This window comes from Pseudomonas sp. TWP3-1 (genome assembly GCF_049896625.1).
Lineage (GTDB): Bacteria > Pseudomonadota > Gammaproteobacteria > Pseudomonadales > Pseudomonadaceae > Aquipseudomonas.
Map to the genome: position 1 here is coordinate 1 of NZ_JAFCUQ010000006.1, position 12,871 is coordinate 12,871.

At 59.0% G+C, this 12,871-nt stretch carries 13 protein-coding genes; 7 read left to right on the plus strand and 6 right to left on the minus strand.

Going from position 1 to position 12,871, the window contains the following annotated elements; genetic code table 11:
- Positions 1–452: 452 nt before the first annotated feature.
- Positions 453–1,271 carry a shikimate 5-dehydrogenase gene (locus ACP7BN_RS10215; protein WP_426203754.1) on the minus strand — a complete coding sequence of 273 codons (819 nt, stop codon included), beginning with the start codon at positions 1,269–1,271 and terminating at the stop codon, positions 453–455.
- A gap of 254 nt (positions 1,272–1,525) precedes the next feature.
- On the opposite strand from ACP7BN_RS10215, the gene ACP7BN_RS10220 reads away from it, so the two are divergent.
- From ACP7BN_RS10220 to ACP7BN_RS10230, 3 genes are all read left to right on the plus strand, one after another.
- Positions 1,526–1,882, plus strand: coding sequence for a hypothetical protein (locus ACP7BN_RS10220; RefSeq protein ID WP_426203756.1), 357 nt, complete (start codon positions 1,526–1,528; stop codon positions 1,880–1,882).
- A 247-nt stretch (positions 1,883–2,129) separates the two neighbouring features.
- Positions 2,130–2,324, plus strand: coding sequence for a hypothetical protein (locus tag ACP7BN_RS10225; protein WP_420650159.1), 195 nt, complete (start codon positions 2,130–2,132; stop codon positions 2,322–2,324).
- Between the two features lie 103 nt (positions 2,325–2,427).
- Positions 2,428–2,610 carry a hypothetical protein gene (locus ACP7BN_RS10230; RefSeq protein WP_420650160.1) on the plus strand — a complete coding sequence of 61 codons (183 nt, stop codon included), beginning with the start codon at positions 2,428–2,430 and terminating at the stop codon, positions 2,608–2,610.
- Here the strand turns inward: ACP7BN_RS10230 and ACP7BN_RS10235 are convergent.
- Positions 2,607–3,671 (minus strand): AI-2E family transporter, encoded by a 1,065-nt coding sequence (locus ACP7BN_RS10235; protein ID WP_426203758.1) that lies wholly within the window; start codon positions 3,669–3,671, stop codon positions 2,607–2,609. The genes ACP7BN_RS10230 and ACP7BN_RS10235 overlap by 4 nt on opposite strands.
- Positions 3,672–3,827: 156 nt before the next feature.
- Between ACP7BN_RS10235 and yegQ the strand changes: the two genes are divergently transcribed.
- On the plus strand, positions 3,828–5,156 hold the full coding sequence (yegQ, locus tag ACP7BN_RS10240; RefSeq protein ID WP_426203760.1) for a tRNA 5-hydroxyuridine modification protein YegQ: 1,329 nt from the start codon (positions 3,828–3,830) through the stop codon (positions 5,154–5,156).
- Positions 5,157–5,214: 58 nt separating this feature from the next.
- On the opposite strand, the gene ACP7BN_RS10245 is transcribed toward yegQ, so the two are convergent.
- A complete protein-coding gene (locus tag ACP7BN_RS10245) occupies positions 5,215–5,436 on the minus strand; it encodes a hypothetical protein (RefSeq protein ID WP_426203762.1) in 222 nt (73 codons plus the stop codon).
- Between the two features lie 93 nt (positions 5,437–5,529).
- Positions 5,530–6,243 carry a FadR/GntR family transcriptional regulator gene (locus tag ACP7BN_RS10250; protein WP_426203763.1) on the minus strand — a complete coding sequence of 238 codons (714 nt, stop codon included), beginning with the start codon at positions 6,241–6,243 and terminating at the stop codon, positions 5,530–5,532.
- A 363-nt stretch (positions 6,244–6,606) separates the two neighbouring features.
- On the opposite strand from ACP7BN_RS10250, the gene ACP7BN_RS10255 reads away from it, so the two are divergent.
- On the plus strand, positions 6,607–7,953 hold the full coding sequence (locus tag ACP7BN_RS10255) for an MFS transporter (RefSeq protein WP_420650165.1): 1,347 nt from the start codon (positions 6,607–6,609) through the stop codon (positions 7,951–7,953).
- 26 nt (positions 7,954–7,979) lie between these two features.
- Entirely contained in the window at positions 7,980–9,323 is a 1,344-nt protein-coding gene (gudD, locus tag ACP7BN_RS10260; RefSeq protein ID WP_426203764.1) for a glucarate dehydratase, read from the plus strand.
- Between the two features lie 586 nt (positions 9,324–9,909).
- Here the strand turns inward: gudD and ACP7BN_RS10265 are convergent.
- Positions 9,910–10,782: a LysR family transcriptional regulator gene (locus ACP7BN_RS10265; RefSeq protein ID WP_426203766.1), complete on the minus strand. Its 873-nt coding sequence runs from the start codon at positions 10,780–10,782 to the stop codon at positions 9,910–9,912.
- Between the two features lie 232 nt (positions 10,783–11,014).
- On the opposite strand from ACP7BN_RS10265, the gene ampC reads away from it, so the two are divergent.
- Positions 11,015–12,109, plus strand: coding sequence for a class C beta-lactamase (gene ampC, locus ACP7BN_RS10270; RefSeq protein WP_426204147.1), 1,095 nt, complete (start codon positions 11,015–11,017; stop codon positions 12,107–12,109).
- A 71-nt stretch (positions 12,110–12,180) separates the two neighbouring features.
- Here the strand turns inward: ampC and ACP7BN_RS10275 are convergent, their stop codons facing one another.
- Positions 12,181–12,747, minus strand: coding sequence for a DUF4174 domain-containing protein (locus ACP7BN_RS10275; RefSeq protein WP_426203768.1), 567 nt, complete (start codon positions 12,745–12,747; stop codon positions 12,181–12,183).
- Positions 12,748–12,871: the final 124 nt, after the last annotated feature.

Sequence of the window (12,871 nt, forward strand, 5' to 3'; positions counted from 1 at the left end):
GACGTTCGGCCCTCGCTGTGGCTCGGGTTCCTTCGCTCCGGGATCGATCCGGGGGCATCGCCTCCGGTTTGCTGCGCTGCACCTCCTCTCGATGTGTTTGGCTGCGCCAAACGGTCGCTTCGCTCCCACCCCCGGATCAATCCCTCCACTCAGCCTGCCAGGCGCTTGAGATCAAAAGCCGCAGCCGAGCTAACGCTCATCCTGTTGAGTGGGGCGGCTTCGCCGCATGGGTGAATCTTCGCGGATGTACCCGGTTCCCACTGTGGGAGCCAGCCTGCTGGCGATGGCTATCTTTCAGGCGCTGATGCTATTGCGGATGTCCCCAAAACCTGTGGGAGCTGGCTTGCCAGCGATGGCGGCGTGACAGCCAACCAGCCTGCTGCTGAATGCACCCAATCCCACTGTGGATCTGCTAGCGATGAGGCCCGCCAAACCAACACAAAAACGGATAATCAGCTACGGGCAAACGCCACCGCGGCCTGAAACTGTTCTTCTGTCGGACGCACGCCGGTGTACAGCACAAACTGCTCCAGTGCCTGAATGGCGATCACTTCCAGCCCGGTGATCACGCGTTTGCCTTCAGCGCGACCACGCATGATCAGCGGCGTTTCCGAGGGGATCGCCACCACATCGAAAACAGTCTCCGCCGACTCAATCACTTCGGCGTCAAACGCCAGTTGATCCGCCTCCGGCCCGCCACTCATGCCGATCGGCGTGACGTTGATCAGCATCTGTGGGCGTTCTTCGCCCAGTTCAGCCTGCCAGCGATAGCCCAGCGAATCCGCGAGTGCTCTGCCGGCGCGCTCATTACGCGCAACGATCAAACCGTTTTTGTAACCACCATCGCGCAGCGCACTGGCTACCGCTTTGGCCATGCCGCCGCTGCCGCGCAAGACGAAGGTCGATTGTTGCGGAACTGCGTGTTTTGTCAGCAACTGCTCGATGGCGATGTAATCGGTGTTGTAGGCCTTGAGATGGCCGTCGGTGTTGACGATGGTGTTGATCGACTGGATCGCCGCAGCGGATGCATCCAGCTCATCGACCAGTTCAATACAGGCTTCCTTGAACGGCATCGACACGCCGCACCCACGAATGCCCAACGCACGAATTCCGCTCACTGCGCCGGTCAGATCCTTACTGCTGAAGGCTTTGTAATAGAAGTTCAGGCCCAACTGCTCATACAAATGATTGTGAAACCGCAGACCGAAATTCCCCGGACGCCCGGAAAGGGACATACACAATTGGGTGTCTTTGTTGGGATTCATCTGCATGAAAAACTCCTTCGAATGCACTTTCGGATGGACGGGATTAGCCAGACCAGCAGGTTCTGGAAGATGATTGAACGGTCTGCAACGGGCATCGCAATATTGACCCGCAGACCGGTAAAGAAACCGCTACAGACCTTACACAAAATTTACCCAGCCGCCGTGCTGTTTTGCAAAATGTTGCTGTCTTAGAAGTATCCCCGCGCGAACGCAAGCCTGTTGCAGGCCGGACGCCCGGGTCGAAGAACCGAGGAATTATCATGATTCGTAAACTCTCCATTGTCGCCCTGCTGATCGGTGCATTTGCTGTCACAGGCCAGGCCGAAGCCGGAGGTCATGGCTGGCAAGGCCCGGCAGTGTTTGGTGCGATCGTCGGCTCGGCCATCATCGGCTCGGCGCTGATCAATCAGGACCGGCCGGTCTACGTGCAGCAGCAGCCGGTTTACGTTCAGCCGCAACCGGTCTATGTGCAGCAACCGCCACCACCGGTCTACTACCAGCCGGCGCCGGTTTATGTGCAACAACCGGTTTATTACCAACCGGCCCCGGTGTATTACGGCCCACCGCGCGGCTACTACGGCCCTCCACGTCACTACTACGGCGGCCCGCGCTGGTAATCACAACAACACTGAGCCTCGCTTTGATAGCGGGGCTTTTTTTCGCCAACAAGGTGCGCCGTTCGTCGGGCCGAGTCTGAAAAAATCGCGTGAACGTCGCTGTCAGGACAGTTTCCCCGGCTAAAGTCGGCATGATTGACTCGACAGTCGTGAATTCATTCACACAACGGTCATCCATTTGTCATGACGGAACCGCAATCTGAGTCCGTCCGCATACAACAAATTGATAACAACAAGGACGACAGGAATGCCAACACAGAACCCGCACCGCATTGTCGGTTTGTGCACCTCGAGCAAGGTGTACAACACATTGACCGAACTCAAGCATCTGGAAGGCCATCGCAGCGCAAAGTTTCTTTCGCTGCTCGCGGAAAATCTCGTGCGCAAGGGTTTGCTCAATGAGCACGAGATTGTGCACATGCTCGATCAAGTGGTGGATTGACCCAGCCCTCACCGGCATCAATGACCACTATCGAAAGCGTTGATTGTCCCCGCCGCTGGCAAATCCCTAAGGTAGCCCCACAGATTCAGTGGAGGTACTTGTCATGGCTCAGGTTCAAATCATGTCGGTTATCGGCAGCGCCGTTCCCGCCCCGCTCCGCGCGCTGGGATTGCTCGCCTGCTGGTATCTGGTGCGCGATGGCGAGCCAATCAGCGGCCCGCTCACCTCTTTGCCCGATGCTCAGGCATTGTCGCTGCAGATTGGCAATCAGCCGTTCAACGCCTAAGAAGGCAGCTGCACTTTCGGCTTGGTTTCGACGAACAGCGCCCAGCTCGACATGAACAGCGCAGCGATCAGCGGACCGATCACAAAGCCGTTCAGACCGAACACCGCCATACCGCCCAGCGTTGAGATCAGGATCAGGTAATCCGGCATCCGCGTGTCCTTGCCCACCAGAATCGGGCGCAGCACGTTGTCCACCAGACCGATCACGAAGACCCCGAACAAGCCCAGTACCACGCCTTCCCAGATCATCCCGCTGAGCAGGAAATACACCGCCACCGGCGCCCAGACGATCCCCGCGCCCACCGCTGGCAGCAGCGACAGGAACCCCATCAGCACCGCCCACAGCAATGCGCTGGGAATATCGAGAAACCAGAATATCGCCCCGCCCAACGCACCCTGAGTGATTGCCACCACCAAATTGCCTTTCACCGTGGCACGCACCACGCGGTTGAACTTGAGCTGTAAACGACGCTTGTGGTTTTCCTCCAGCGGCACCGCCGTGCGCATCTTGCGCGCCAGCTCGGGACCGTCGCGCAGGAAGAAAAACAGCAGATACAACATGATGAAAAAACTCACCACAAACTCGAACGTGCCTTGGCCGAAACTGAACGCCTGAGTCGCCAGCACCTGACTGCCCTGCATGGCGCTTTTGACGATTTTCTCACGCAAACCGTTCAGCTCACCCAGGCCGAATCGATCAAGCAGGTTCTGGAAGTACGGCGGCAGGCTGTGCTTGAACTGCACCAGATAGGCGCCAATGTCGAGTTTGCCGCTTTCGATGTTGTTGTAGACCGTGGCCCCTTCCTGCACCAGCAGCACGCTGATGACGATCACCGGCAAAATCGCGATCACCAAACATATGCTCAAGGTGCACAGTGACGTCAGGTTGCGCTGCCAGCCGAATTTGAACTGCAATTTGCGCTGCATCGGCGCAAACACGATGCCCAGAATTACCGCCCAGAACACCGCGCCGTAGAACGGCAGCAAGATCCAGATAAAGGCGACCGTCACCAGCACGAGCAGCACGGTGAGGGATTTGAATTGCAGACTCTTTTGGTTCATGTCCAGTCCATGTCAGTCAGGCGCCACACGCGCCCGCCCAACTTAGTCAGCCCGCGGCGGCCCAAGTGCCATCAATCTTTAATGAGCATAGATGCAGATCAATAAAGCCTTGGCCCAACTGCTCTACCCTGCCGCGCTTTTGCGATTGATACCGCCATGACGCCCTCCTTCACCCCGGAACTGCTGGCCCCCGCCGGCACCCTGAAAAACATGCGTTACGCCTTCGCCTACGGCGCCGATGCGGTTTACGCCGGCCAGCCGCGCTATAGCCTGCGCGTGCGCAACAACGAATTCGATCACGCCAACCTCGCCCTCGGCATCCAGGAGGCCCAGACTCAGGGCAAGCGTTTCTACGTGGTGGTCAACATCGCCCCGCACAACGCCAAGCTGAAAACCTTCCTCAAGGATCTGGCGCCAGTGATCGAGATGGCGCCGGACGCGCTGATCATGTCCGACCCGGGCCTGATCATGCTGGTGCGCCGGCACTTCCCGCAGATGCCGATCCACCTTTCGGTGCAGGCCAACACGGTGAACTGGGCGAGCGTCGAGTTCTGGCAACAGCAAGGCCTGAGCCGGATCATTCTGTCGCGGGAACTGTCGCTCGAGGAAATCAGCGAAATTCGCGAACAAGTGCCGGGCATGGAGCTGGAAGTGTTCGTGCATGGCGCGTTGTGCATGGCCTACTCCGGACGCTGTTTGCTGTCGGGTTACATGAACAAGCGCGATGCCAATCAGGGCAGTTGCACCAATGCCTGCCGCTGGAAGTATTCGGCGCAGGAGGCGACTGAAAATCAGCTCGGCGAGATCGTGCAGACCTGCGAACCACAGCCGACCCTCGGGATTGGCGCACCGACCGAGCAGGTGTTCCTGTTGCAGGAAGCCAATCGCCCCGACGAATCGATGCCAGCGTTCGAAGACGAACACGGCACTTACATCATGAACGCCAAGGACCTGCGCGCAGTGCAGCACGTCGAGCGCCTGACCCGGATGGGCGTGCATTCATTGAAGATCGAGGGCCGCACCAAATCGCATTTCTATTGCGCGCGCACCACGCAGGTGTATCGCCGGGCGATTGATGATGCAGTGGCCGGACGCGCATTTAATCGCAGCCTGATGACGGATCTGGAATCGTTGGCGCAACGCGGATACACCGAGGGTTTTCTGCGCCGGCATGTGCATGACGAATATCAGAACTATCAGAACGGCAGCTCGGTGTCGGAGCGTCAGCAGTTTGTCGGCGAGTTGACCGGGGAGCGGCGCGATGGCTTGGCCGAGGTCAAGGTGAAGAATCGCTTTGCGTTGGGCGACCATTTGGAGCTTATGACGCCGGAGGGTAATTTTCAGTTTGATCTGCAGCAGTTGCTTAGTGTGGAAGGTGAGGCGATCGAGGTAGCGCCGGGAGATGGGCATACGGTTTATTTGCCGGTGCCGGATGGGGTCGATCTTGAGTTCGGGTTACTGATGCGGGATATCGGCGCCTGCTAGAAGGCCCTCACCCTGGCCCTCTCCCAAAGGGAGAGGGGATGCTCTTTCAAGCTCAGCGCTAATCATCCGACAGTGGCGTAGGCGCATCCGCCGGTGGCATATCGTCGTCAGCCGGCGGGTCTTTCCAGTCTTCTGGACGATCATCGTTCAACGGGTCGTTGCCGGGGCTCATACCCGGAGGCACATCGTGATCGGCCAGTTTCGGTTCGTCCGTGCGGGGCATTGCGCGGGTTGGATCGGTCGGAGCGGTTCCACCCTGAAACAGCGTGTCGTCAGCCATGATGCACCTCACAAAAGGAGGCCCGGAACATCCGGGTCGTACACGTTGGAAATGCCCCCGCGCACAGCGTGCTATCGAACAGACCAACGGTGATCAACCCTGCGCAGAAAACCGGTCACGGCTGTTGGTCAGGTGCAGCCACATCGCGGCACGGGCCGCATCCGCGTCCTGACGCTTGATCGCATTGAGAATCGCCTCATGCTCCAGATTGGCCAGTTGCCCGAGCTTGCTTAAATCGGTCGCGCCGCGTTCAGCAGCATTCACCCGAGTACGAGGAATCATTGCGCTGCCCAAGTGCTGCATGATTTCGGTGAAGCACACGTTACCGGTAGCCTCGGCGATCAATAGATGAAAGCGCCGGTCAGCCTCGACACAACTGTCGTTGTTGGCCAGCAGGCGCTGATAGTCGTCGAGCGCCTGACGCATCTGCAGCAGTTGCTGCTCGCTACGGCGTTGCGCAGCCAGCGCCGCTGCCTGTGTTTCCAGCCCCATGCGCAATTCAAGAATGCTGCGCACCCCCAGCGCGGTGTCGACATTCAGGCGCAGGCCCTGCTCCGGCGCGCGCTCGATCACAAAGGTGCCGATGCCGTGGCGCGTTTCCACCAGACCGGACGCCTGCAACTTGGAAATCGCCTCGCGCACCACGGTGCGGCTGACCCCGTATTCCTGAACGATCGAGTTCTCCGACGGCAACTTGTCACCGGGCAGCATCTGGCCGAGCAAGATGCTTTGCGTGAGTTTCTCCACCAGATCGTGGGCCAGGTTGTGCGAGCGTTTGCGGGTGGGAGCGTCGAGGTCTTCGTGCATGGTCGATTCCGGTGTCGGGGCTTGTGGATCGTAGCACTGCGCTGATGAGGGCCTGAGCAAAATCTTCCATAAACGCTGCCATACTTGTATGACAACACTCATTCTATCTGGTTATTAATTCATCCCTAGGAAACGCAGCAGCCTCCAGACTGGGTTCATGAGATCGAAAAATCCGGTCCAAAAACGCCGATAAACCCAATAAATACGGAAACCGCATTGAATAAAAGGCATAAAAAATTTTTTAAAAGATGATTTTGATTGCTTGCCGCACTTGTAGGACAAAAAAATCTAGTTGTATGATGTCTATCAACAAGCAACGTCCAGCAACACCCCGCATAAAAATAACGAGTGGGAGAAAATCCAGTGAAAACATCCATCGCCGGGATGCATGAGGGCGCCGATTCGGTGCTGTCCTCAGCCATTTCCAAAGTCAAACGCCACGTCCTGCCGCTGTTCGTGATCATGTTCATCGTCAATTACATTGACCGGGTGAACATCGGCTTCGTGCGCACGCACATGGAGCACGATCTGGGCATCGGCGCCGCCGCTTACGGCTTCGGTGCCGGTCTGTTCTTCATCGGCTACGCGCTGTTCGAAGTCCCGTCGAACATGCTTCTACAAAAAGTCGGCGCACGAATCTGGCTGACCCGCATCATGTTCACTTGGGGCCTGGTCGCCGCTGGCATGGCGTTCATTCAGAACGAAACCCACTTCTATATCCTGCGATTTTTGCTCGGCGTGGCCGAGGCCGGATTCTTTCCGGGGGTGATTTACTACTTCACCCGCTGGCTGCCGGGCGCCGAGCGCGGCAAGGCGATTGCGATTTTCCTCAGCGGTTCGGCCGTGGCCTCGCTGATCTCCGGCCCGTTGTCCGGCCTGCTGCTGCAAATCAACGGCCTGGGCATGCACGGCTGGCAGTGGATGTATTTCATTGAAGGGATGTTCTCGGTCGGGTTGTGCGTGTTCGTCTGGTTCTGGCTCGACGCCAAACCCCACGACGCCAAATGGCTGAGCCGCGCCGAACAGGACGCGCTGGTCAAAGCCATCGACGACGAACAACTGGCCCGCGAAGCCGCAACGCCGATCAAACCGTCGCTGGGCAAATTGCTCAAGGATCGACAGATCATTCTGTTCTGCCTGATCTACTTCTTCATCCAGTTGACGATCTACGCCGCGACGTTCTGGCTGCCGAGCATCATCAAGAAAATGGGCGAGATGAGTGACCTGCAGGTCGGTCTGTTCAACTCGATTCCGTGGTTGCTGTCGATCATCGGCATGTACGCCTTCGCGACTTTCTCGGCCAAGTGGAAGCACCAACAGGCTTGGGTTGCCACGGCGTTGTTGATTGCCGCAGCGGGGATGTTCATGTCCACCACCGGCGGGCCGATCTTCGCATTCGTCGCGATTTGCTTTGCCGCGCTCGGCTTCAAGTCTGCGTCGTCGCTGTTCTGGCCGATTCCCCAGGCTTATCTCGATGCGCGCATCGCGGCGGCGGTGATCGCGTTGATCAACTCGGTCGGCAATCTCGGCGGCTTCGTCGCACCGACCACGTTCGGCCTGCTCGAAGAACACACCGGTTCGATCCAGGGCGGCCTGTATGGCCTGGCCGCGACTTCGATCATCGCAGCGATCATCGTGTTCTTCGCCCGCACCCAACCGAAATCCGTAGCTGATGCCGGCGCACAAATTTCCACGCCGAAGCACGCGTGAATTCTGCATTTATAAGGAAAACAAAAATGACCGCACACGACATCGCCAAAGCCCCGACCATCACCGATATGCAAGTGATCCCGGTGGCCGGCCACGACGGCATGCTGCTCAACCTGAGCGGCGCCCACGGGCCGTTCTTCACTCGCAACATTGTCATTCTCAAAGACAACGCGGGCCACACCGGCGTCGGTGAAGTGCCGGGCGGCGAACGGATCCGCCAGACCCTGGAAGACGCGCGCAGCCTGGTGATCGGCAGCCCGATCGGCACTTATCAGAAGATCCTCAATCAAGTGCGTCAGACCTTCGCCGACCGTGACGCGGGTGGTCGCGGATTGCAGACCTTCGACCTGCGCATCACCATTCACGCCGTGACCGGCCTGGAAGCCGCCCTGCTCGACCTGCTCGGCCAGCACCTCGACGTACCGGTGGCCGCACTGCTTGGCGAAGGTCAGCAGCGTGATCAAGTGAAGATGCTCGGCTATCTGTTTTATGTCGGTGATCAGCGCGAAACCGACCTCGCTTACCGCAGCGAGCCGGATGCCGACAACGACTGGTTCCGCGTACGTCACGAAAAAGCCATGACCGCCGAGGCCGTGGTGCGCCTCGCAGAAGCGGCGCATCAGCGCTACGGCTTCAAGGATTTCAAACTCAAGGGCGGCGTACTCAACGGCGATGCGGAAATCGAAGCAGTGACCGCACTGGCCGAACGCTTCCCCGATGCGCGCATCACCCTCGATCCGAACGGCGCGTGGTCACTCAAGGAAGCCATCCGTCTGTGCCGCGATCAGCATCAAGTGCTGGCTTACGCCGAAGATCCGTGCGGCGCGGAAAACGGTTATTCGGGCCGTGAAGTGATGGCCGAATTCCGCCGCGCCACCGGGCTGAAAACCGCGACCAACATGATTGCCACCGACTGGCGCGAGATGGGCCACGCGATTCAGTTGCAATCGGTCGACATCCCGCTGGCCGACCCGCACTTCTGGACCATGCAGGGTTCGGTGCGCGTGGCGCAAATGTGCCACGAATGGGGCCTGACCTGGGGCTCGCACTCGAACAATCACTTCGACATTTCGCTGGCGATGTTCACCCACGTCGCCGCCGCTGCGCCGGGCGACATCACCGCCATCGACACCCACTGGATCTGGCAGGACGGCCAGCGCCTGACCAAAGCGCCGCTGCAAATCGTCGACGGTTGCGTGCAAGTGCCGCAGAAACCGGGGCTGGGCGTGGAGCTGGACATGGATCAGCTGGCCAAGGCGCACGAACTGTATAAAGGCATGGGACTCGGCGCGCGCGATGACAGCGTGGCGATGCAGTTTCTGATTCCGGGATGGAAATTCGATAACAAGCGGCCGTGTCTGGTGCGCTGACCCTGTACTGAAAACACCACAAAACCTGTGAGAGCCGGGCTTGCCCGCGATGACGTCCGGTCATGACTGTGCCGGCCTCATCGCCAGCAGGCTGGCGCCCACAATAGAAATTGCGTCCAGCCCCCGCGGCAAAGCCGCCCCACTCAACACAATGAGCGTTAGCTCGAGTAAAGCTCTTGATCTCAAGCGCCCGTCGGCAGGCTGAGTGGAGGGATTGATCCGGGGTGGGAGCGAAGCGACGTTTGGCGCAGCCAAACACATCGAGAGGAGGTGCAGCGCAGCAAACCGGAGGCGATGCCACCGGAACAATCCCGGAGCGAAGGAACCCGAGCCTAAGCGAGGGCCGAACGTCAGGGAAAAGCCTTTTGGGTTACCTTTTCGGCGTTTGGAAAAGGTGACCCGCCGTCAGGGCGGAACCCTAAGCGGCCGTTACCGCAGCAACGGATATGTACACCACAAAAAAACCATCGCCTGCCCCGACGCCATCGCTGGCAAGCCAGCTCCCACAGGTTTTGAGTACATCCGCAACAGCATCAGCGCCTCAGAGATAGCCATCACCAGCAGGCTGGCCACACAGGTTTCAATGTTAATCCGAGGCTTGCAGCAACCAATGTTTAAAGGCTGTCATCGCGGCCGACTCTGGCCGCGATTGCAGCCGCGTCAGCCAGTAACTGCCCGTGGTGATCTCGATCGCAAACGGCTGGCGAATCAAATCCGCCGCCAGTTGCCGGGCAAACATCAGCGGCGGGGCCAACGCCACTCCACTGCCCTGCAACGCCGCTTCCATCATCGCCAATGACGAATCGAAGACGATGCTCTGCGGCGGTGCGGCATGGGTCGCCAGTCCTGCAGCGTGAAACCATTCCGGCCATTCATCGGTGCGATATGAACGCAGCAGGCGCTGCTGCAGGAGATCTCCCGGCGCGTGCAACTGTCGGGCAATTTCCGGGACGCACAACACCGACAACGGCGCATCGAGCACGCGGGTCGCCTCAATGCCGTGCCACGCCCCGGCGCCAAAACGAATCGCGTAATCCAGGCCCTCAGCCGCCACATCCACCCGGTTGTTGTTAGTCGACAGCCGTAAATCTATGAGCGGATGTTTCGCCTGAAAGTCCGCCAGCCTCGGCAGCAGCCAGCCAACCGCGAACGTCCCCACTGCGCCGACCGTCAACGTGTCGCGATATTGCCCGCCCGCCAGACGCTCGAGCATCTGGGCGATATGATCGAACGAAGTGGTGAGCACCGGCAGTAGGGTTTCGCCTTCACTGGTCAGCATCAGCCCACGGGGCAGGCGTTTGAACAGGGTGACATTGAGCTGCGCTTCTAGGCTTTTCACCTGATGGCTGACGGCTGCCTGCGTCACGCACAATTCCACGGCGGCGCGGGTGAAGCTTAGATGTCGGGCAGACGCTTCGAAGGCGCGCAACGCATTGAGGGGTAATTGTGGTCGGATCATGCCCAGTCCCAAATTTTTCTAATGGCTCGTGCGAGATTTCATCGTTTGCCGGCAGGCGCCGAACTGCCTAGATTGGCGGCGCTGCTCAGCAGGCCAGTGGCGTAATTGCCCGCAGTCTAGCGGGATAAGACAATCAGCACTCATGGAGAGTGGTTCATTTATGTTTCCAATTAATCTGACCAGAGTCACGTCCTACAGCGCATTTGGACTATTCCTCGGCGCCAGCGCGTGCATGGCCGCGCAGTTATCCGACACTCAGTTGCAAGCGCTGGTCAAGGCTGCCGTCACCCCTGTCATGCAGCAGCAGAACATTCCCGGCCTCGCCGTGGCGATCACCGTCGATGGCCAGCCGCATTACTTTAACTACGGCGTCGCCGATCAAAGCAGCGGTCAGACTGTCAGCGAGAACACCCTGTTTGAAGTGGGCTCGGTGAGCAAAACCTACACCGCCACCCTCGGCGGCTACGCACAGGCCAGCGGCAAACTGGATTTTTCCGCCAAGGCCGGCACGGTCTGGCCGGAGCTGCGCGGCAGTGCGTTCGACAACATCAGCGTGCTGCAACTGGGCACCTACAGTGCCGGCGGACTGCCGCTGCAATTCCCGGATGCTGCAGATTCTTCCGACAAGATGCTCGGCTATTTCCAACAGTGGAAACCGACTTATCCGGCCGGCAGCCATCGCCAATATTCCAACCCGAGTATTGGACTGTTCGGCTATCTGGCAGCAAAAAGCCTCGGCCAGCCGTTCGATCAGGCCATGACCGAAACCCTGCTACCGAAATTCGGACTCAAGCACACCTTCCTTTCGGTCCCCGCGTCTGAGGAGAAGCTGTACGCCCAAGGCTATGACAAGAACAACCAAGCGGTGCGCGTCAGCCCCGGCGCACTGGATGCGGAAGCCTACGGCGTGAAAACCAGCGCCGCAGATCTGCTCAAATTTGTCAACGCCAACCTGAACTCCGCGCCACTCGAAGCTCCCCTGCAAAAAGCCATCGCCCTCACCCACACCGGCTACTACAGCGTCGGCGACATGACCCAGGGCCTGGGCTGGGAACGCTACAGCTACCCGATCAGCCTCGAGCGCCTGCTGGCCGGCAACTCCACGGCAATGGTCATGGAAGCGCACAAGGTCAAATGGCTTAATCCGCCGCAGCCTGCATCGACGGATATGTTGCTGAACAAGACGGGCTCGACCGGTGGCTTCGGTGCTTATGTTGCGTTCGTGCCGGCGAAGAAGGTCGGCATCGTGATTCTGGCGAACAAGAATTACCCGAATGCTGAACGGGTGAAGATTGCGCATGGGATTTTGGCTGAGCTGACCAAGTAATCGGGCAATAAAAAATGGCGAACGCTTAAAACCGTTCGCCATTTTTTTCAACTCAGCCCCGCAGCCGCCAATCAATCATCCGGCATTTCCGGTGGCTTGCTCGGTTTGGCCGGCTTCACCGGCTTGCTGCCCTTCGCACCTTTGGCCGGCGCCGGTTCAGTGGCTGCCGGCGGAGTCACAACCGCTGCCGCAGCTTCTTTTTCAGCCATCGGCATGGCATCGATCGTGTCGAAGATTTTCTTCAGATCCACCGACTTGGCTTCATCGCCCGAAGCTGCCAGTTTGGTCTCGCCGTCCTTGCCCACCAGGAAGATTTTCGGATAAGCCCCGGCGCCGAGTTTCAGCGAACGCAGCAGCGCCATGGTGTCTTGCTGGCCCAGGTCCTTGCCGTCGAGCTGACCGGACATGCTCAGGATGGTGTAGACCTTGAGCTTGCGGTCGGCGATGCCTTGCTTGTTGGCCGGGTCCTCCAGCGACTTTTTCAGGCCGACCCAGACCGGGTCCACCGTACTGTTGGCGATCACGATCAAAGGGCGGTAGTTGCCTTTGTCGACGTCCAGCGGTGAATCGTTGTCGCCAGCGAACGAGGGGCCGGCAATCGCCAGCAAGAGTGTCAGGGTCAGTGACCTGATGAGCATGCGCATCTCCTTTTGATATCCACGCTCTAATGATTGCGCATCGCGGCGATTGTTCCTGCGGTTGCCCGCAAATGTGCTTCGCCTTGCCCAAAGCTTAGGTCAGGGCCGACATTGCGCAACCGGG